Below are 21,518 nucleotides of genomic sequence, written 5' to 3' on the forward strand. Positions count from 1 at the left end.
GCAGACCTGCGCTCTGCAGAAAATCGACATTTGGATTGCTTCAGGCTCTCATGCGCGCTTCAGGCGCTTCGTGTAACGGAGAATCGCAGGCGACACATTTTCTCAATCCGCGTTTTCACAGGTGACCATCATGACGTTGCGTAGCAAATCTCGTATTGGTTTTACACTTGTTGAATTGTTAGTTGCGATTGCAATTATCTCGCTCCTTATTGCGTTGCTGTTGCCTGCCGTCCAACAGTCGAGGGTCGCCGCACAGCGGTTGAGCTGCCGAAACAAGCTGATGCAAATCGGGCTTGCGATGCAGAATTACCATTCGACATTCAACCTGTTTTCGCCGGGCGGCGTTCACACCACGACCGTGCCCCCGGGCAAAGTTCCCGATGGCGATGAACTAAGGGACGGAAGGGCACCCTGGACGGTCCTACTACTCCCATATCTCGACGAAAGCCCGCGGTACAGCGCGTTCAACATGGAAGCGACGTTTGCCGTCCGAAAAGACAAGACTTCACAAACCTCTGCCCCCAATCTGACCGAGCAGTTTCGTCCACTCGACAAATATTCGTGCCCCAGCGATGTCAGTGGACACGGTGGCTTAGCCAGCAACTATGCCGCCTGTCAGGGGGGCGGGACGCCGGACGATGCCGCCGAACAGACCGCCCCGATCTATGGCCAATTGCCACGACTCTTCTATGACAATGGAGTTTTCTTTCATAATTCCAGCATGTCCATGAAGGATCTGAAAGATGGTTCGTCGAACACGATCCTGATTGGGGAAACGAAATACATCGGCACGGAAGCCAGCTTCGCTCCGTCCCATGCCTGGTGGCCTTGGTCGGCCGCGATTCGATCCGACAGTGCCCGCCTGCACGCATCACTTTTCAATATCTCTGCCACTTGCGACCCCATCAATTTTCCCCAGAACGGCGAATACACGGAAGAAGATATTCGCAGGCATCGTGCCGTCTACGAAGGAGCCCATCACGGTGGTCAGCAACGCGTCTTTGGAAGCTGGCACAACGGAGGTGCTCACTTTGCCATGGCCGATGGTTCGGTCCAATTCCTCAACGAAAACATGGATCTCACCCTCTATCGATCACTCGGACAGCGGGCAGACGGCGGACAAACCAGCTTTTGATTGGACGGTTTTGGTCGAAGCCAAGACAATTCGATTTCCCGACCTGCAAAGGCGGAAGCGCGAAGACGGAGGATTCTGTGTCACACCTCGAACAAGAAGACGGCACAGTCCATTGGTACTACCGAACGGGTGAGAAGGTCGTCGGCCCGGTCCTCTTGAGCCGACTGCGACAAATGGTACGCAAAGGCACGCTGACCTCTGACGACTTTGTCCGCAAGGGTAAAACCGGAACTTGGGTCGGCGCAGGAACCGTCAACGAAATTGATGCGCATGCGCCTGTCGTCCACGAATCGGCCACCGAACCAGAGGCATCGCCGACCGTCGTCGCGCCGTTCGTACCTCGACAAAACCGGCTGTATGAATGGGCCGCCTCCTGGAGCGAATGGTGCTCGGACCTGGCCTTCGAATTGCGTTTGGAAATCACTGATCGGCTGGGCATGATCCGATCCGTATCCGCATACCTGGTACTGGCTGTCACAATCGTCTTCTTGCTTCGCGTGACAGTCACCCCGAGCATGCTTAACTGGTCCTCGCCGGCAGACCCTTACGAAACGATCCACACGGTGTGGAAGGAACTCGACGGACATCGAACGGCACACGCCAACGATGCGACGTGGCAAGAATTCACGCAACGCGGAAGCGACCAGCTCAAACCGGTCATCGCGCGGTTGGAACGGGAAGCCGCCTCGACGAATCGGCCCGCTCAACTGATGCTTTGGGCCAGTCGCGATTGCCTGCCGAAGATGTTTCATGACGCCCGTAGCGAACCAAGTCAAACGGAAGCAAAACTGACCGAATACATCCGCAATGTCGATCGACTTCGTAAAGGGGAACCCATCTACGGCGGCAATCTTGGCGGCTACCGCCCAAGAACAATGGCAGCGTCCTCGTTACTGCAATGGTTCATTCAGGAACCTGTCACAGCGGCCATGGCCGTCCTCTTAACGACGGCAAATCTGGCAATCGTCGCCTGGCTCTTCAAGGGCCTGCTGAATCGCAAATCCGGGCGCAACTCCACAATCGAAACAACATAAGTTACGCGTCGCAGGAATCGTGATATTCCACGAGGCCCACGCGAGCACTCGCTCGATCCATTTGAATGGCGACTCCTGTACACGAGAGGAATTGTCGTGAGAACACGTTTCTCTGCCGGAATGCGTGATTCACGTCACCAGTTAGGACGCACACGAAAACGATTGACTCCACAACGACGGGGGCTTTCGAGAACGGACGTCGTCATTGGCATCTTCTGTGTGGCGCTCGCAGGCATCAATTTACCAAGCGTCATCCTTTCCGCACGCGAAGCGTCGCGTCATCGCACTTGCCAATACAACATTCGTATGTTGGGGCATGGACTACAGGCCTATCACGAGATCTCTCAAACATTGCCACCCGCGGCAACCTGGTCAGCCGAGGGCCTCGATTTCTCGCAATTCTTTTGGGACAAAGAAAAACCTCGTACCCCCGAAGTGTCACACGCCAACTGGCTCCAGTTGCTCTTACCCACCCTGAATCACGCAATGGAATCCACGTTGTTCGCGAACGATTCCCCGATTGTTCACGAACGCAATGCCAATGGACGAGAACAAGAAATCGCTCGATTCAAGTGCCCAGCAGACGCCATGAATGGCTCGCATAACCGGTATGAACTCACACGAGGCGATGGAACGACCGCCTCGTTCGCACGCGGAAACTATGGAATCAACGGCGGCAGCCAGTGGATTTTTAAAACTCCCGGAGTACTCTTCAATCCCCGTCCGAACGCGTCGCAATTCACCTGCGATCCCGCCACACGCGAGTTTCAGTTCTGGGGTAACGGTGTCGCGGGTTTTAATAAGTGCTTTTCGTTCGCGGATTTCGACAACGGCTTGGCAACCACGGTCGCGATTGACGAAATCCGCGCCGGCGTCAGCCCGATGGATACACGCGGCTCTTGGGCGCTGGGGCAGATCGGCGCGAGTGTCACGTGGGGCCACGGTATCGTGGGTGATGCGGGCGCACCGAATAATCTGATCGATGATTCTGACGATATTATTGACTGCAAACGCCTGCACGAAAGCTACGGAAGCGACAAGCTGAAGCAGCAAGAAATGCCCTGCTGCGCGCACTGCAACCAGAATCAACAAGCAGCAGCCCGAAGCCGTCACAAAGGCGGAGTCAATGTCGTGATGATGGATGGTGCGGTCCGTTTCGTTTCGAACGACGTTGATCGTGGTCTATGGGACGCCATGCATTCTCGCGAGACTCCCGCCACGGAGATCGGTGAGGGATTTGCGGGTGCGATCGACGGTCGTGAGCCAGCATTCCGACAAGAAGCTCCCGCATCGACCGCGAAGTCGGGATCGGACGCTCCGCTGACAAACAATCCCATTCTCAATTCGATTGGAATGACATTTGTCTTGATTCCCGCAGGCGAGTTCGAAATGGGAGTCCCCAATCGCGGCGTCCCATTACCTCCGCAGGCACCAAGCCATCACGTCACAATTCCACAGGCCTATTACCTCGGAAAATATGAGGTCACTCAAAGTGAATACGCCAACATCATGGGCCAGCATCCCAGTTGGCACTCGGAGACGGGTGAGGGACGAGCTTTGATGGAATCCGCGGACACGTCTCAGCATCCCGTAGAACAGATCTCCTGGTACGACGCAGTCGAGTTCTGTCGTCGTCTCACGCAGCGCGACGCGGAAAAAGAAGTCAATCGTCGATATCGACTTCCGACAGAAGCCGAGTGGGAGTATGCGTGTCGCGCAGGCCGGCGCGGTGCAATTCCTTTAAATGAATTCTGGGACGATTCCGATCCATCAGGAGAAATCGCAAGCAAAAGACTGCGAGAAGATGGAAAAATCATGACGACCACCCGCGTCGGATCATATCCGAGCAATGCATTTGGGGTTTGTGACATGTGCGGAAACGTCTTCGAATGGTGCTCTGATTGGTATGGCTTCGACTACTATAGCAGTTCACAAAAAAACAACCCGCAAGGACCAAACAAGGGATATTTTCGAATCATCAGAGGTTGGCATTGGGCATTCACAGGCCCGTCGCGAAAGGATATCCAGGCGACGGCACCGTCCCGCCGCAGTCCGTACATCGGTTTCCGTGTCGTCTGCGAACACACGAAGTAGGTCGGGCGCCCGAATCACAGGATCAAAAGGTCATCGCAATGACTCGCCAATGACTCCTCATCCGTCGCTCGCAACGTATTGATTTGTCAGGACGGATACACAGGTCAGGCGCCCAAGTTTTGACGAGCGAAGCGCCGGATGCCCTGGTTCTCGGCAAAGCCCTCCAAACCCATCCACCGGAACACTAAGGCAGAACAAGACTCGAGAGGTTCACGGGTCCGGTCGGTCAGTTTTCCTTGCGTCTTCGCGTCTTAGCGTTCCCTTCTTCGAGCTGCAATAGTTCACGAGAAAACATCAACGCAAAGGCACAATGACGCAAAGAAAAGGCTTCGCGACAACCTTTGCGTACGTTCCTTGGTGCTGTCCGCACATAGACTCAGGCATGACACGACCGCGGCCACACTTGGCGTGCCTCACAACGATGGCGTGAACCACTCATGCTTTCGATCAAAATCATGCCTGAAGCCTGACCATTTCCGGACGAGGCCAACTCTGCCCCCCCCCCCCCCCCCAAGTCAACGGGCAAGGCGAATCAAACTCCGGCGTACAGCGGTGCAATGACCTGGCCGTTCAGCAAGTGGTTGGGGCGGCCAAGTGGGTCGACTAAGAGTGCGTCGTGGCTGACGCCCAATGCGTCAAAGATCGTTGTGCAAACATCGGCAGGGGACCAGGGCTGACTGAGAGGATACGCGGCGATGGCATCGGTCTGGCCAACCGCCTGACCACCACGGACACCGGCGCCGGCGAACAAGCCTGAGTAGGTTGCAGCCCAATGGTCGCGGCCGGCAACGGCTTCGCCGGGCAGAGTCGAAATCTTGGGGGTGCGTCCGAATTCGCCCATGACAACGACAAGCGTCTGATCGAGTAAGCCTGTCGCGGACAGATCGTCCATGAGGGCGGCGAGTCCTTGATCCAACTGTGGCAGCAGCGTGTTTTTCATGCGGCCCCAGTTATCGACGTGCGTATCCCAGGTTTGCACGATTCCCATGGTCGCCTGAATGATCGGCACGCCCGCCTCGACCAATCGACGCGCCAGCATCAGCGATTGTCCGAACTTGTTGCGACCATAGCGATCACGAACTTCGGCAGCCTCGCTATTCACCTCAAACGCCCGCGCAACGCGATCCGACGTCAGCAGCGAAAATGCCAGATCCTGCTGTTCGCCAAATGCACTCGTCCGCCCTTTGGCTGCGGGAGCAAGACGGTTCGAATTCAGATCCTCAAGCAGTTGGCGACGCGAGACCAAACGTGACGACGTTACCCCCGGTTGTAGACTGAGCGAATCGATACGGAAGTTTGGATCATTGGGATCGTGGTTGATCTGCCATGGATCGTGTTTGGGGCCAAGAAATCCCGCATGCTGGCCGGGCCAGGTCAGGGGTCCTTCAATCAGATAATTGGGCAATGAAACACCGCTCGGGATGCCGTCGCTTCGTGGACGAAGGACATCCAGCGCCGCGGCAAAGTTCGGAAAGTCGTTTCGTGATTCGACACGATCCAAATCGCTGCCACCGCGAGGAATGGGCGTCGGACGGCCTGTCAGAGCCACGTGGGTCGCCAGCAGATGATTGTGTTCGGTGTGCGACATCGTTCGCACAACAGACCAGCGATCCATTTGCTGAGCCAACCGCGGCAAATGCTCGCACACGGAAACCCCGGGAGTCACCGTATCAATGGAAGAGAACTCACCCCGAATCTCGGCGGGGGCGTTCGGCTTCATATCCAGCGTATCCAGCTGAGCCGGGCCGCCGCTCAAGAGCACGATCAGGACCGATTTTGCTCTTCCTGTTCCCGAAGTCGGATTCGCGATCGCACGACCTGAAAGGGGAAGCGACGATCCAATGACGCCAGCGGCGCTAACTTGCAAAAACTGTCGGCGATCAAACGACACTTGAGGAAAGGTCATACAGGTTCCTCGATAGAATTCGGCGGGAGCGGTCAGGCGGGCGGCGCATCAGCAGTTATTGATGCTTTAGTGATACTCGTTCCAGTACCTGAGAACAAGAGGTCTCGCCGCAAACCTCGGTGGCATTTATCCCAGGATGTTGCTTGCCGGGTCGAAAAACGAAAGATAGCATACCCGCCGGACGGATCGTCTCGACTTGGAAAACGGTGCGTTCACACCAACCCGACGACATCGGTCGAGGGCGTCATTTGTTCGGAATATCGCGGAAGGATTTCTGCTGTGGCCGACGCGACGAAACTGAGCATTGACCAGTTGAAAGAGACGGCGAAGGCCATTCGTCGCTTGATCATCAAGATCACGACGGAAGCGGGCAGCGGTCACCCCACGAGCAGCCTGTCTGCCGTCGAAGTGGTGACGGCCCTGTACTTCGGCGGGTTTCTCCGCCATCACAAAGACAACCCACGCGACCCCAAACGCGATCGATTCATTTTGAGTAAGGGGCATGCCGTCCCCGTGCTCTATTCCGCGTTGTGCCAGGCCGGTTATTACACGCTTGAGCAGATCATGACACTTCGCAAACTGGGCAGCCCGTTTGAAGGCCACCCAAATATGAAGCGTCTGAACACGATGGAAGCATCGACGGGTTCGTTGGGGCAGGGCCTGTCACTCGGAATTGGTCACGCACTGGCATGTCGTCTGGATGGCCTGGACGCCCACACGTTCGTCATGATGGGTGACGGCGAGATGGGCGAGGGACAAATCTGGGAAGCCGCTTCCGCCGCGGAGAAATATCGACTGTCCAATTTGACCGCGATTGTCGATCAAAATGGCTACCAACAAACAGGTGCCACGAAAGACGTTCTCGACATGAAGCCGTTCGCGGCAAAGTTCGAAGCGTTCGGCTGGCACACGCAGGTCATCGACGGAAACTCGATGGGGTCGGTCGTCGAGGCGTTGACGAAGGTGAAGACAATCCAGGATCGACCGACGGCGATCATTTCTCAGACGAAAAAGGGATTCGGGATTCTACCGATTCTCGAAATGGCCGGCGATTTGAACTATCACGGAAAACCGCTCTCGAAGGAGTTGGCCGAGAAAGCATTGGCGTTACTCAGCTAGGTGACAATTTCACTCCGTCCTGACAGGTTTTTGAGCATCGTCTACAGGCGGACTCGCAACAAGTTCATCAACGTGTCAGCTCAGGTTTGAGGCTCCACGAGGTCAATGCAGGCTTACTGACGGAATCATCTGATGACAATTGGTGAAGCGGCGGGATTGAAATTGGGGAAGGCCACCCGAGATGCCTTTGGTGCCGCGCTAAAGGAACTGGGTCGCGAGTTTCCCAATCTCGTGACGGTCGATGGTGACGTCGGAAACTCAACTCGTACCGAAGTCTTTGCCAAGGCGTTTCCAGACCGTGCATTCAATGTCGGGATCGCCGAATCGAATATGGTAGGAATTGCGGGTGGACTTGCCGCAGCGGGCAAAATCCCCGTCGTGAGTAGTTTTGCGGCGTTTTTACTTTGCAATGCTTTTGATCAGATTCGGATGTCGATTGCCTATCCAGGCATGAATGTCAAACTCGTCGGGACCCATGCGGGAATCTCGATCGGCGAAGACGGTGCATCGCAGATGGGAATCGAGGACATCGCGCTGGCCTGTTCACTGCCCGGAGTGGCGGTTGTGGTTCCTGCCGACGCCATTTCTGCGAAGAAAGCGACGCGAGCCATGGTCGAACACGTCGGTCCCGTGTATCTTCGCTGTGGGCGAATCGAAGTTCCCGAAATCTACAATGCCGACTCACCATTCGTGATCGGCAAAGCCAATACCCTGAAAGACGGCAACGATGTCACGATCATTGCCAATGGCCTCATGGTTGGCATCGCGCTGGATGCTGCCGCGATGCTGGAAAAAACAGGTGTCCAGGCTCGTGTGATCGATATGCATACGGTGAAGCCCCTCGACCAAGACGCAATCGTCAAGGCCGCGACCGAGACTGGACGAATTGTGGTGACTGAAGAACATTTGATGTCTGGCGGCCTTGGCTCGGCGATTGCAACCGTCGTCGCTCGGACCAGACCAGTACCAATGGAATTTGTGAATGTTGGCGACTGTTATGCCGAAAGCGGTGATCCGGATGGCCTGCTACGGAAGTTCGGTCTTACGGCGGAAGCGATCATCGCTGCCGTTACGAAAGTCCGTAGCCGCTGAGGATTGACCGACCGATAGAATACCAAGGAAACCCGGTGTCGCTGATACCGGGTTTCCTTTTAAAGCAACATCCCCTGATCGTTCCGAAGTTGGGAACCGTCCGGATCGGTCTGAATCACGTGGAAAGCTGTTGAATCGTGGTGGCCTATCGCCATTTTCGAAACTCCGATCCACCGCACGTTGTGCGGCTATGGAACGAATCCGGACTGGGCCGAGGCGCGGCGCAGTCGGTGAGCTGTGATGAATTCGACAGCTTGGTGATCGCACAGCCATATTTTGACCCGGCCGGAATGATCCTCGCCACGACGGACAATAATCGTATTATTGGATTCGTTCACGCCGGATTCGGGCCGGACGAATCAAAAGCTCGCCTGTCGAAAAAAACGGGGGTCATCTGTGCCGTCATCGTTGATCCGGCGTTTCGTCGTCAGGGGATCGGACGCGAGCTCGTTCGGCACGCCGAAGACTACCTTCGACGAGCCGGAGCCGAAACGATCCTCGGTGGCGGTGCGCCTCCTCGCGACCCCTTCTATTGCGGACTGTACGGCGGAAGTGAACCCGCCGGATTCCTGGACTCGGATGAGGCGGCGGCTCCGTTCTTCCAAGCGATCGGATACTACCCGATCGAACGACACTTGGTCTTCCAGCGGCAATTGGGCCCGGGCGGACCGGAAGTTATGTGTGTGCGGATGCTGAACGCCAAGCGACAGTCGCGGCTGGCTGCCGCTGCCGCTTACGAGCCCAAAGATTGGTGGTGGTCGACGCGCGTGGGGCGACTCGATTCGATGCACCTCGGGCTGCTGCCCAAGGCTGGCGGAAATTTGCTGGCCAAAGTCTGTGTCGTCGGCCTTGATCTGTATATGACAGGATGGCGTGTCCGCGCGATTGGCATCTGTGGCCTACAGGTTTCAGAACCGCAGCGACGCAAGGGCTATGGTCAACTGCTACTCGATGAAGTGTGCCGGCGCGTCCGCGAAGACATGATTCAACTTGCCGAGGCTCACGCAAACGAAGCCGATGCGGCTAGTGTCGCCGTCATCAAATCCGCCGGGTTCCGCCAGGTCGATGCCGGTATCGTCTTTCGCAAAATCGAAGAGCCAGTCCCACAAATCGAAAGCCCCTGACAAGGCTGTTCAAAGGACGGGGACGGGTTTGGCCATAAGCCGAGAGCCACTGACGCGTGCAGTCCATCTCATGGAAGGAACGGCGCCCTGTGGGCTCGACGATATTGCCCCCATAGCACTAGCAGCAAGATGACGACAATCGGCCTCCAGAACGGGGGACCGAAGACTGCGGTGGCCTGGAACATCAGGAAGGCGAAAACCGCCTGAACAATCCAGTAGACGGAACGCTTCTGATGCCATTGAGGTGCCCACCACCACGCGGCGACGTCAACAATCCACAGGCCAAGAAAGACTTCATTGACGTACAGCCCGATGCCCGAATTCCAGCCCGTCATCTCCGCCGTTCGCTGCGCGGTGTGATCGTAGGCATGCGCATGATTCCAATGGTGCTCAAAGTGAAATGCCGCCGCAACATGGACCGTGAATATCACGCACCCCGCAGTCCACCACCATCGGCCCGCAGTGGATGCACGGCCTATGCAATCGCTGGCGGCCGAGGGCGCCCCAGCCTCGCGAATTAAACAGGCCGCATAGCATGCCACTGCCAATCGCGCCGTCCAACGAATGATCAATTCACCCAAAATTCGTCACCCTCACCGCAGCATTTGCTTCGAACTCAAACGACAAAACAACATACGTTGATCTCTAAGACTTCGGGTGACAGCCGGGAACGCGATGATCACTCGCGAATTCAATTGCGTCCACTCTGTTTTACCCGACATCAGAAAAACGGTAACCTCGACGCCCGGTTCGGCTATCCAATCACTTCAAATTTTGGCATCCTTCGCGTATCTCGGGTTCAGTTTTCGCCAGGATTTTCTACGTCATTCCCTTGGCTTGAACCAAACGCATTCAAGTTGGGATGATTCGTTGGGTTGTACATGAATGGCATACCAGGAATTTCGTTTCGTTTGAAAGAGGTGTTGTAGACCGTGGCATTTTTGAAGGTGATTCGAGGAAGTTCGGCTGGTCACTTGCTCGCCCTGACAGGCGAAAAGGTGGTGCTGGGACGGCATCCGTCCTGCCAGATCGTCCTCGACAACGCCTCAGTCAGCCGCCAACACGCACAAATCCTCGAGGAAGACGGTCAGTTCTTGGTTGAAGACTTGCGAAGCCGCAACGGAACACAAGTCAATCGGTTGTCGATTCGCGGGAAGACACAACTTCGCGACGGCGACGAACTGCGAGTTTGTGATTACGCGTTTCAGTTCTTGCTGAAGGCGTCTGGTCCTTCGATCCCGATCACAACAGACTCAAGCGTCAATGCCGGTTTGGTTTCGTCCGAACCGCAGGATGACAACGACGAGAATGTCGTTCTAGAGTCGGCTCTTGAGTATGTCCCTGCAGCCGAAGGTGTTCACAACTCATCGGTGATCGCATCGATGTCGGCCGAGTCGTCGCATCAAGGTTTGCGGCTGAATATTCGCCCCGAAGCCAAGCTGCGCGCGATCCTCGAAATCAGCAAGTCGCTCGGCAAAGTATTGAAACTTGCGGACGTCTTGCCGGTCATCCTGAAGTCTCTGTTCAAGATTTTTCCGCAAGTCGATTCGGGATTTGTCCTGCTGAAAGAAGGGGCATCCGAGACCTTGCGCGTGCGTGCTTCACATTCACGCCGAACGGACGATGATGAAGTGCCTATCAGCATGACCGTCGTCAATCAGGCAATGGCCAGCGGACAAGCGATCCTCAGCGCGGACGTCGGCGAGGATCGTCGATTTCTGCATAGCGAGAGTATCGCCGAAATGCAGTTGCGATCCCTGATGTGCACCCCTTTGATGGATGGCAGCGGAAACGCACTCGGCGTTTTGCAGCTCAGTACGCGGAATCTTTCGCAGCCCTTCAACGCCGATGACCTGGACCTGCTGGTCAGTGTCGGTGCCCAGGCGGGCCTGGCCGTTGAGAACGCGTCGATGCACGAATCGTTACTCAAACAACGCGATCTCGAGCGCGACATGGAGATCGCAACACAGGTCCAGTTGAGCTTCCTTCCCAGTTCATCTCCGATTGTGCCGGGTTACGAGTTTGCCGACTTCTACGCTGCGGCCCTGAGCATCGGCGGCGACTACTATGACTACATTCGCTTTCCTGATGGACGCGTCGCCGTCGTGATCGGTGACGTTTCGGGGAAGGGGGTTCCTGCAGCTCTGCTCATGGCGCGTCTGCACGCGGCCTGCCGCTATCATTTATTCAGCGTCCAGCACGCCGAGCAGGCACTGAACAGCCTTAATCTTGAGATGGCGAACAGTGACCTGGGCTATCGATTCATTACGTTATCGATCGCAATTCTCGACCCTGTTCGACATCAGGTCCAGTTGGCCAGTGCGGGACACTTGCCTCCGGTCGTTCGGCGAAAGGGCAAGCAGTGCGATTTCGTGGGGATTCGTGAATCGGGCATGCCGCTGGGCGTCATGGCGGATCAGCACTATGGATCGATGATTATCCCGCTCGAACCGAACGATGCGATTCTGTTCTATACGGACGGGATCACTGAAGCCTTGAATCCACTGAACCAGCTCTTTTCAAAAGAACGCGTTCAAGAAGTCATCGAAGCAGGACCTGATCCAGTGACTGAACTCGTTCCGGCTTTGATCAATGCCGTGAATCTGTTTTGTGACGACCGTGCACAGCGCGATGACATTTGCGTCGCCGCGCTGCGAAGAACAATGTGACGCAGTGAGCTCATTTTCACATGGTGATTTGGGCCAATCGCCCACATCACATCGCCCCTGCAACGTCGCCTGAACCAATCCGTCGTGCGGCAATGATGCGCGCTTTGCCATTCAAGCGGGCATAAATCACGACTGCTGGAACCGTCCCCGTCAACGATAGCTTGCGCCGCACGGTATCTGCTTGCACAGAAAGATGGCGGCACTTGATCTCGACCTGACCGATCCCAGCGGATCGCACCCATGCTTTCAGTTCTCGATCGTTGTTCGGCATCTCAGCAACCGTTTCAAAGGTCTGAACGAATGGTGACTGCACGCACTGGTTTGATGTCAGGTACTCTTCGGCCGCATCCAACCGCGAGAGCCCCAATTGATCGGCCAGGACATCCACCAACCCGGCGCGCACCACGGCGGGATCGGGATCATAAAGATAGCGATCCAACGGCATGACCGGGACCGCGACCTGCAACGGATGACCGGCAATGCTCTCTCCCGCAGGCAGAACCGTCGCTCGAAACGGCGACTCCTTTGCCAACTCGCCAAACCAGATCGTGGCCTCTTTGCATTCCCCGTGATAGCTGATCAGCTCCACTTCCGCTGATGGAAACTTGCCACCAAAATTGCTGGCCGGGCTAACCTTAATCGCGCCGCCACGACAACGCGGCATCATTTCGTTCAGAAAATCTAATCCCGGTACATAGTCTTCGAGCCGGGACACGCGCCCGCCCGAACCCGTACGTCGATCTGGGTCGATATGGACCAGACCGGTTGAAAGCGGGATGTGCAAGACATCCTGACAGATCGCTTCGACCCGATCAGCGACATCGTAAACTTCGGCGTTCAATTTGGTTCGAAGACATGCGGCCGGATTCAGATCCACGGCCGTCACGTGACATCGTGCCGCGAGTGCCGAAGCATCACCGCCGATCCCACAGCATAAATCCCACACGGCTCCTTCAAACCGTTTTGCCTTGTAGACGGATACCGCCTCGGACGTTGCTTGTTCGAGTCCTTTGCGATCGAGCCAAAGCCGATCCGCACGCGTGAACTTCGCTGCAGCACGATGCCGCAGTTCATGGATCGAAACGGCCGCCCGAACCATGTCGTCTGGAAACTGACGTCGAAGCGCGACCTGCAGCCCCAGCTCTGAACCTTCATACCTTGCAATCTGTTCAAAGATCTCCGGCGCATCCCGCAGAGCGCGGATCACACGACATTCGTCATTATCTTCAGGGATCGAATCGGTGGACAAAGGAGATCTCTTGTTCTTTTCCAGGCATCGAGCGAGGTGTCAACGACATGGGGCTATCGCAGACCGTGGTCTCGCACGATCTCACATTCGGGCAAGCTATCGAGGAACAGTTTGCCGTAGCGTTTTGTTTTGACCCGTGGATCGAGGATCACAACAATCCCCTTATCAGACTTTGTTCGAATTAGACGACCGAACCCCTGCTTGAGTTTGATCACCGCTTCTGGAACTTGATAGTCCATGAACGGATTTCCCCCAGAGTTCCGAATCGCCTCAAGCCGTGCTTCGAGTAGCGGATGGTCTGGAACGCTAAACGGCAGCTTGGTGATGATGACGTTCTGTAAGGCATCGCCGGGAACATCGACACCCTGCCAGAAGCTCTCGGCACCAAACAGCACGCCTGCCGGGTCGTTGCGGAACTTTTCGAGCAACATCGTCCGCGGCATTTCCTCGCCCTGCGAATACAGCCCGTAATTCTTGGAAACAAACCAAGACGTCAATCGCCGCGCACAATTCCGTAGCATTTGATAGCTAGTGAACAGTACGAACGCATGGCCTTTCGTCTGCTCTACGTACTTCTGAATCTGTTCGCAAACCGCGCTTTCGTAGTCGCTGGGCGATTCGCCCGGGTCCGGCATTCCTTCCGGCAGAATGAGCTGCATCTGAGACTTATAGTCGAACGGACTGCCGACTTTTTTTTCGTCGGACTTCGTCAGCCCCAGCCGTCCGCGGACGAAATCAAAACTCTGACCACCCACCGCCAGCGTCGCACTCGTCAAAATAACGGTGCTGATTTTATTAAACAGCTCATCCCGTAGAACCGGCCCCACGTCAATCGGTGCTGACACCAACTTGATCCGCTGCTGATTGGGTCCGCTGGTCTCGAGCCAATAGACCGCCTCTTCAAGCGATTGTTGGAGCCACGAATTCAGGGAATCGGCCAGGCCAGAGCAACGTTCTGCCGCCGAGGTGTATTCGACACGCTCTTCATCCGAACTGAGTTGATTCCCCAGTTGAGCGATGTGCGATCCCAGTTCCTTGAGTGCCGTGCTGACTTCGTTGTGAATATCCAGCGGATGTCGAAACCGGCCGTTCTTTCCCGCAAACGACCGCTTCGCTTCATGAATCGAGTCGAACAGATCCCGCGCTTGAAAGCGAACTCGATCAACCAGTTGAATCGCGTTCCGCTGAGTGCCAAGAAACGAGGAATTCGACGATGTGGCACGTGCTAGCAAACCCTTTTGCGTCTTCTCGTTGTGCAACTTGCTGAGCATGTACTCGATCTGGCCGCTTGAGATCGAAATCCCGAGGTGATCCGCCGCCACTTGTTCGACCGTATGCGCCTCATCAAATACGACAATGTCATAATCGGGCAGCAGGCTGACACCTTCACGCCTGAGCGATAGGTCTGCAAAGAAAAGTGCGTGATTGACGACCAGGATATCTGCGTTCCAGATCCGCCGCCGGGCCTTATAATACAGACATTGCTCGTGAGTCGGACACTTCTTCCCAAGACAGTTCCCGTGGTCGCTATGAACTTCGTCCCAAACGCTGCTTAAGGGCTTGAAGTCGAGATCCGCCAGACTTCCGTCGTATGTCGTACGCGACCATTCGACGACGTCCTGCAACTGCGTCAGTTCATCCGGTCTTGAGTAGAGCGACTTCGCGTGATCGACTGCCCCCTTCATTCGCCTCAGGCTGATGTAGTTCGAGCGGCCTTTGACCAGAACAGCCGAGAATTCGACGGGCAGCACGGAATTCAAAAAAGGGATGTCCTTGCCGATCAATTGCTCTTGCAAGCTGATCGTATGCGTCGAGATCACGACCTTCTTACGTTTGCCGCCTTCACCCTGCTTGGCGGTCGCCGCGAGAATCGTCGGCACAAGATACGCAAAACTTTTCCCGGTCCCTGTTCCCGCCTCGACGACCAGATGTTGCCGATGTGCGATCGCCTGCTCGACGGCTTCCGCCATTTCGATTTGCTGCGAGCGCGACTCGTATGTCTTCAGGCGACGCGCGATGCTTCCTTCGTCTCCGAGCACATCCTTTACGCCGAGGGTCACCGTCGAATCCTTACCGTCAAATCAATAAATCTGTACAGCCCGCCACAGTCCGACACAGCACGTGCGAACACAGAGGCTTATACGCAAAGAACTTTGGAGCGAACGACACAATCAGACGGTCAGTCTCCACCGCGCTTGCCGCAGTTGAGCCAGATCAGATCCCTTCATGACTTCGTACCAGACGGTCACGAGTGTCCCATCGTCGCACTCGACTGTCGAGGGGTAACCCAAATCAGATCGAATTCCATCATCGGAAATCGTGATGGGATCACTCCATGTTGCACCTTCATCCTGGCTCATTCGAGCCTGATTCCCGTAAGGAGCACGCCGGTAGCCGTAACTCATCAGCAAACGGCCATCCTTCAGCCGCAACAGATGCGACGGTAGTCCCCACACACCGATCGAATGCGGAATCGACCAGGTCTTACCACCATCGGTCGATTCCGATTGCAGCGTTTCGTGTGCGTTTTGAGTGTTGTGATTGCGAATCTGCGCGATGATCTTCCCAGAGACACATTCGACCCCATGCAGTTCGTGATAGTTCTTCGTCTGGTCGGTAGGGCGGGGGGTAAACCGACTCAGCAATTGCCAAGTGACCCCGTCATCCGTGGATTCCCACGTTCCGACGACACGGTCGTCCGCCCAGAGGGCGGCCCCGATGTAAAGGAGTCGTCCGCTTGCAAGTGCGACCGGTCCATGCGGACTATTGCAGGGAACCTGATAGCGAGCGGACCAGGTCACGCCGCCGTCCGTGGAGCGCCACATCCAGGTTCCCACCTCTCGCTGACGTTCGTCTGCTGTCAAACGCTCGTGAGCCGCTTTCCACTCGGCGCGTTTGACCGCATCCCACGCCTTTGGCTGCCCGGCCGGAATCTTCATCGCCGCCTCATAGTCATCGGCGTAACGCAGTGACGTGAAATTTGTCAGCAGGATCGATCCTTGAGGCGTCTCCAGCACACCCGCATCGCGGTCATCAATGGCACAATCGTGAATGACTTGTGGCCAACCCCATGACGCGCCATTGTCCTTTGATCGCATCAGTTCCAGGCGACCGAACGGACAGATATGGCTCTCACGCCCACCGGAAAAGGCCAGAAGTAGCTCTCCATTTTTTCGTCGAGTCAACGTCGGCCAGCCGTGATACAGCGGTGGCTTCCAACTCACGACGCGAGTGCTCTCAATCGAAGCGGTTGATGCTCCCGATAAGACACCGCGCGAGGACGCCATCGCCCCCAGAGAGAATGCCGCAATCGTCTTCAAGCATTCACGACGCGACCAAACGCCATCATTCGTCCGTGAAATTTTCTGGTCCATAAGAATCAATCCTTGAAGTGTACGAGGCGGCAACGGACCGACCAAATCCGCCGCATTCGCATCAGGCAATAATGCTGTCGATCACATGTCCGTGGACATCGGTCAGTCGATAGTCGCGTCCGGAAAAGCGATAGGTCAGACGTTCGTGGTCGAGCCCCAGCAGGTGCAAAATTGTCGCATGCAAATCGTGCATGTGGACCTTGTTCTCGGCGGCAAGATGGCCGAATTCATCCGTTTTACCAAAGGCAAAGCCGGGCTTGATTCCTCCCCCCGCCAGCCACACGGTGAAGCCACCAGGATTGTGATCGCGACCTGTTCCGTTCTTCTCGGCATAAGGCGTCCGACCAAATTCGCCGCCCCACCACACCAGCGTGTCTTCGAGCAATCCCCGCTGCTTCAAATCCGCGAGCAAGCCGGCAATCGGTCGATCGACGCGGCGGGCATGTTCGGCATGCTTGGGCATATTCGAATGCTGATCCCAGACCGGGTTCGCCGTATTGTCTCCATGCGTGATTTGCACAAAACGGACACCGGCTTCGGACAAGCGTCGCGCCATCAGGCACTGCCGTCCAAAGTCTTCCGTCTGAGGATCATCAATCCCATACAGAGCCTGCATCTCGCGCGTTTCTTGCGAAAGATCAAGCACATCGGGAGCATTCTTTTGCAGGTTCCACGCAAGTTCGTACGAATTGAGCACCGCCTCCAGCTCGGCATCATGCGGGTGTCGTTTTGCCTGCTCGGAATTGAACGCCTGAATCAGATCGAATTGCCGGCGGTCACGCGGTGAGTTTGCCTTTCCCGGCACGATGTCGCGAATCTTCGCCTCGCTCGCTGGAGTTCCCGCACGTCCGATTGCCGTCCCCTGATAGACGGGAGGAAGAAACGCGCCGCCATAGTTACGCGGCCCCCCATTTCCAGCGGACGGACTCAACGAGACAAATCCCGGCAAGTGATGGCATTCCGAACCAAGGCCATACGTCACCCACGAACCGATCGATGGACGAACCGAATTGGCAGCACCGCAATGCAGAAACAGTGTTGCGGGACCATGCGCGACGCCCTCGGTATGCATCGAATGGATGAAGCAGAGGTCGTCGACATGTTCGGCCACATGCGGAAACAGGTCCGAGACCCAGCGTCCCGATTGACCGTACTGCCTGAAACTCCACAGCGGTTTCATCAGCCGCTGCGTGCTTCCGCGCTTCCCCGTATTCGCAATGATGCGGGCATCGTTGAATGCAAACTGCTGTCCATCCTGGCGCACAAGCTCGGGCTTATAGTCAAACGTATCAACATGGCTGGGACCACCCTGCATGAACAGAAAGATGACGCGCTTCGCCTTCGGAGCGATCAACGGCATCTTCTCCATCAGGCGGCTGGCGCTGTCCGCAGCAGAGGTACGCCCCGCCAACCCGGCCAACCCGGCCAGCGCGAGCGCGGCAAATCCGCAACCTGCCGACTGCAGAACTTGTCGTCGCGTTGTGATTGAATCGATCATCGTCATGCGGCTCCATTTTCCCGTGCGAATCGATTTGCAAACGGTTCTTGGGTGTTACTCAACAAAACGAAAATCGATCGAGGCAATCATGGCCCGAATCAACAGCATCCACTTGGTTTGCGGGTCAGGTTCGCTCGCCAGGACATGTTCTGTAATCTGACGCTCTGAGTCTGTCGGCAGACGGCCCAAGGCGACGAGGAAGACACGATCAATCCGAGCCGCGTCGTGAGGACTGGGGACCGTGACAATTTGCCGTGCGGCATCTCGAACGTGTTCGGTAACCCATTCGTTGTTCAGAAAGAACAGCGCCTGCGGCGCCACAGTACTAACGTTGCGGGTCCCTGATGGCAGGCTGGGATCGGCGAAATCAAACGCGTCAAAGATCTCGGGCAACGCATTCCTGAGAACAGGCCAGTAGACCGCGCGGCGGTTGCTGCGATGAACATATCGATAGTCCTCGCTGCTTTTCCCCAAGATCGTCGGCCCGCCAAATTCATCATTTCGACGACCGCTGACTGTGAGGATGGCATCCAAAAGAGCTTCCGCATCGATGCGTCGACGGTTCTGTCGGGACAACCAACGGTTCTCGGGATCGACCGCCCCTTGCGCGGAATTCGCCAATGACGACTGTCGATAGGTGTAAGACGCGACAACCTCGCGAATCAACGGTTTCACGGACCACTCACGCACCAGCAGGCGTTCCGAGAGGTAGTCGAGCAATTCCGGGTGCGAGGGTGCATCGCCCGTCGTCCCGAAATTCTCAGGAGTGCGCGAGATCCCCGCCCCGAACAGCCAGTTCCAGACGCGATTGCTCAATACGCGTGGCGTCAACGGGTTGTCGCGACGGACGATCCACGCGCCGAGTTCCCGACGGCCGCTTTGAGTGGAGGTCAGATGAGTCGTATTTCCCGTCTGTACAACCTGTAGAAATCCGCGTGGTACAGTCTCACCCAGATTGTGAACCGTTCCACGAATATGGATGCGAAGATCGCTGATGGATGTTTCTTCTTGAACCGACATGTAACGCGGTCGCGGTGGCAGCGCCGCTTGAAGCTCTTTCAGTTCCTGTTGCAAGGCCTTCAGTTCCGCATCGAACTGGCTTACGGACTTTGGATCTGTCTTGTTCGAACTGGCGACCGCTTTCTTGTCCGCCGGGGCGTCGGGGGAAGTCAGCTCCATCGGAAGGAACTGGACTGCATCGACGACGACGTGCTCCTTGGTGTCGCTGGTCGACACGATCACGAAGCTCTGCCCGGTCTTTTCAAACCGAAACTGCCCCAAGGATACAAACAGACCGTCGATGGCGGGTGATTGTTTCTCGTTGACGGTGATCGTCTTTTCACCATCCGCACTCATGACCGTCACTGGAACGGCGGCCGATCGATTGGCGCCCGGGGTATACGCAAATCGCACTTCATAAAGGCCGGAATGCGGTAATTCCGGCAGCAGCGTCACCGTCTTTTCGCCCTTACCCACATTCTTGTCGTGCAGGTATCCTCGACCGACATAAGGCTTAATTGACTGCGAGAGTTCCCAGTCGCCGACGATGGTTGCCTGGCTGTCATCGACAACGATTCCCGGCAGGTCCTTGGCGACGATAACGGTGGGCGGGGTCGATTGCTGTTTCGCGGCCTGCAGTGTTTTCATCTTTGACTGCACGTCAGCGATGCGAGCGTCGTTCGCCGCGTACATCGATTCTTTTGCCGGTTCGAGCGGCAAAGAAAGTTCGAGCCATTTTGAAACATTCGCATGTTCCAGCGTCTTGACGTTGGCCAGAATTCCGGCCATCGCGTAATAGTCGCGAGTCGGGATCGGGTCAAACTTATGATCGTGACAGCGGGCACAGGTAATTGTTTGCGCCAGCAACCCCTTGCCAATCACATCCAGTTGCTCGTCAACCACGTCCATCCGCAACTGCTGCTTATCCTGTTCCTCAAGATTGAGATTTCCCAAGGTCAGATAGGTTGTCGCGATTCGTTGACGCTGCTGATCATTCAATGTCTCGGCGGGAAGCAGATCTCCGGCCAACTGTTCGATGACGAACTGATCAAACGGCATTCCCTGATTGAACGCCTCAATCACATAGTCCCGGTATCGCCAGGCTTCCGGCAGGATGAATCCACGCAGCGTCAGTGATTCGCCGAAGCGTGCGACACTGAGCCAATGTCGCCCCCAACGCACCCCAAAATGGGGCGATGCCAAGAGGCGATCAATCAGCCGTTCGTAGGCATCTGCGTGCTCGTCCTTCAGAAAATCTTGTAGTTCCTCGGGCGAGGGCGGCAGTCCGATCAGATCCAGAAAGACACGCCGAACCAGTGTTTGCCGATCCGCCAATGGCGAAGGCTCGATCCCAGCCGAATTCAATGAGGCTCGGATAAAGGCATCCGTTGGCGTGAACGACGGGACCGACCTTTCAGTCAATTCCGGAATGACCAGATGACTCAATGGACGATACGCCCAGTGCTCACGTCCTTTCGTCAGGTCGAGTCCCTTCACGGCGGTTGATGCGGTTTCAACGCGGGGGTCGGCGAGACCGTGATCGATCCAGCGCTCAAAATCCGCGAGGACCTGCTTGGAGAGCTTTCCCTTGGGCGGCATTTGCAGTTCTTCGTATTGCAGTGCCTTGAGAAGCAGGCTTTCGGCACTTTTCCCGGGCGCGGCGGCAGGTCCGCTGTCGCCACCGCGCAGTAGCGCGGCGCGACTATCAAGTTGCAATCCCCCTTTCAGTCGATTCGCCGTTACTGCCGCCTGGGAGTGACAATCAAGACAATGTTCGACCAGAACGGGACGGATCTTCTGCTCGAAGAACTCAAGCTCTTCGGCTGGAAACTGCGAAGCGGAACCGTCCCCCGCAGTTCGAGTTTCCGCGTCGTCGGCGCCCCGCGATTCGCCGATGAAGGCAATCGCGACCCCGACCGCTATGACGCCGATCAATCGAATGAAGGACTGATGCATCGGAAACGTTTTTCTAATTTCAACGTGATCGATTGCGACGGCCAATCACAAGCGGTCGAGGAACGACGGAATCATCTCAAGAGTCAGCCGGACGGGACATTATGGGAGGCTACCGCGTCTGATGACATCGGCAATTGTACCGGGGGCCTTCAACGGCACAACGTCGCAATCAGATGCCGCAGATGCGTTTCGATCGTCAAACGACACAAATACAGGGAGCGATCGACGCCGCGTCTGATTTCCCGTTTTGCATTCAGGGCTTCCTTAGG

Annotated in this window: 14 protein-coding genes; 7 read left to right on the forward strand and 7 right to left on the reverse strand. The window is 56.3% G+C overall.

Annotated elements, in window-relative coordinates; genetic code table 11:
- Nucleotides 1-130: 130 nt before the first annotated feature.
- The 3 genes from OSO_RS0124265 (at nucleotide 131) to OSO_RS44915 (ending at nucleotide 4,263) form a co-directional block, all read left to right on the forward strand.
- Entirely contained in the window at nucleotides 131-1,135 is a 1,005-nt protein-coding gene (locus OSO_RS0124265; protein ID WP_010585663.1) for a DUF1559 domain-containing protein, read from the forward strand.
- A 77-nt stretch (nucleotides 1,136-1,212) separates the two neighbouring features.
- Nucleotides 1,213-2,169: a DUF4339 domain-containing protein gene (locus OSO_RS0124270; RefSeq protein ID WP_157605421.1), complete on the forward strand. Its 957-nt coding sequence runs from the start codon at nucleotides 1,213-1,215 to the stop codon at nucleotides 2,167-2,169.
- A gap of 96 nt (nucleotides 2,170-2,265) precedes the next feature.
- Nucleotides 2,266-4,263, forward strand: coding sequence for an SUMF1/EgtB/PvdO family nonheme iron enzyme (locus OSO_RS44915; protein ID WP_010585665.1), 1,998 nt, complete (start codon nucleotides 2,266-2,268; stop codon nucleotides 4,261-4,263).
- Nucleotides 4,264-4,795: 532 nt separating this feature from the next.
- Here OSO_RS44915 and OSO_RS0124280 read toward each other — a convergent pair.
- Entirely contained in the window at nucleotides 4,796-6,169 is a 1,374-nt protein-coding gene (locus OSO_RS0124280) for a DUF1501 domain-containing protein (RefSeq protein WP_010585666.1), read from the reverse strand.
- A 279-nt stretch (nucleotides 6,170-6,448) separates the two neighbouring features.
- Here OSO_RS0124280 and OSO_RS0124285 point away from each other — a divergent pair, with 279 nt between their 5' ends.
- The 3 genes from OSO_RS0124285 (at nucleotide 6,449) to OSO_RS0124295 (ending at nucleotide 9,504) form a co-directional block, all read left to right on the forward strand.
- Nucleotides 6,449-7,288: a transketolase gene (locus OSO_RS0124285; RefSeq protein WP_010585667.1), complete on the forward strand. Its 840-nt coding sequence runs from the start codon at nucleotides 6,449-6,451 to the stop codon at nucleotides 7,286-7,288.
- Nucleotides 7,289-7,420: 132 nt separating this feature from the next.
- Nucleotides 7,421-8,380: a transketolase family protein gene (locus tag OSO_RS0124290; protein WP_010585668.1), complete on the forward strand. Its 960-nt coding sequence runs from the start codon at nucleotides 7,421-7,423 to the stop codon at nucleotides 8,378-8,380.
- Between the two features lie 137 nt (nucleotides 8,381-8,517).
- Nucleotides 8,518-9,504, forward strand: a complete 987-nt coding sequence (locus OSO_RS0124295; RefSeq protein ID WP_010585669.1) for a GNAT family N-acetyltransferase — start codon at nucleotides 8,518-8,520, stop codon at nucleotides 9,502-9,504.
- A gap of 68 nt (nucleotides 9,505-9,572) precedes the next feature.
- Here the strand turns inward: OSO_RS0124295 and OSO_RS0124300 are convergent, their stop codons facing one another.
- Entirely contained in the window at nucleotides 9,573-9,935 is a 363-nt protein-coding gene (locus OSO_RS0124300) for a hypothetical protein (RefSeq protein ID WP_157605422.1), read from the reverse strand.
- 501 nt (nucleotides 9,936-10,436) lie between these two features.
- Between OSO_RS0124300 and OSO_RS0124305 the strand changes: the two genes are divergently transcribed.
- Complete coding sequence (locus tag OSO_RS0124305) at nucleotides 10,437-12,173, forward strand: SpoIIE family protein phosphatase (protein ID WP_010585671.1); 1,737 nt, start codon at nucleotides 10,437-10,439, stop codon at nucleotides 12,171-12,173.
- A 46-nt stretch (nucleotides 12,174-12,219) separates the two neighbouring features.
- Here the strand turns inward: OSO_RS0124305 and OSO_RS0124310 are convergent, their stop codons facing one another.
- From OSO_RS0124310 to OSO_RS0124330, 5 genes are all read right to left on the reverse strand, one after another.
- Nucleotides 12,220-13,380: a class I SAM-dependent methyltransferase gene (locus tag OSO_RS0124310; RefSeq protein WP_237729332.1), complete on the reverse strand. Its 1,161-nt coding sequence runs from the start codon at nucleotides 13,378-13,380 to the stop codon at nucleotides 12,220-12,222.
- A 95-nt stretch (nucleotides 13,381-13,475) separates the two neighbouring features.
- Nucleotides 13,476-15,482 (reverse strand): ATP-dependent DNA helicase, encoded by a 2,007-nt coding sequence (locus tag OSO_RS0124315; RefSeq protein ID WP_010585673.1) that lies wholly within the window; start codon nucleotides 15,480-15,482, stop codon nucleotides 13,476-13,478.
- A 111-nt stretch (nucleotides 15,483-15,593) separates the two neighbouring features.
- Entirely contained in the window at nucleotides 15,594-16,796 is a 1,203-nt protein-coding gene (locus tag OSO_RS0124320; RefSeq protein WP_010585674.1) for a sialidase family protein, read from the reverse strand.
- Between the two features lie 61 nt (nucleotides 16,797-16,857).
- Entirely contained in the window at nucleotides 16,858-18,300 is a 1,443-nt protein-coding gene (locus OSO_RS0124325) for a DUF1501 domain-containing protein (protein WP_010585675.1), read from the reverse strand.
- Nucleotides 18,301-18,348: 48 nt separating this feature from the next.
- Nucleotides 18,349-21,249 (reverse strand): DUF1549 domain-containing protein, encoded by a 2,901-nt coding sequence (locus tag OSO_RS0124330; RefSeq protein WP_010585676.1) that lies wholly within the window; start codon nucleotides 21,247-21,249, stop codon nucleotides 18,349-18,351.
- Nucleotides 21,250-21,518: the final 269 nt, after the last annotated feature.

Origin of the sequence: Schlesneria paludicola DSM 18645, assembly GCF_000255655.1 — a bacterium.
Classification (GTDB): Bacteria; Planctomycetota; Planctomycetia; order Planctomycetales; family Planctomycetaceae; genus Schlesneria; species Schlesneria paludicola.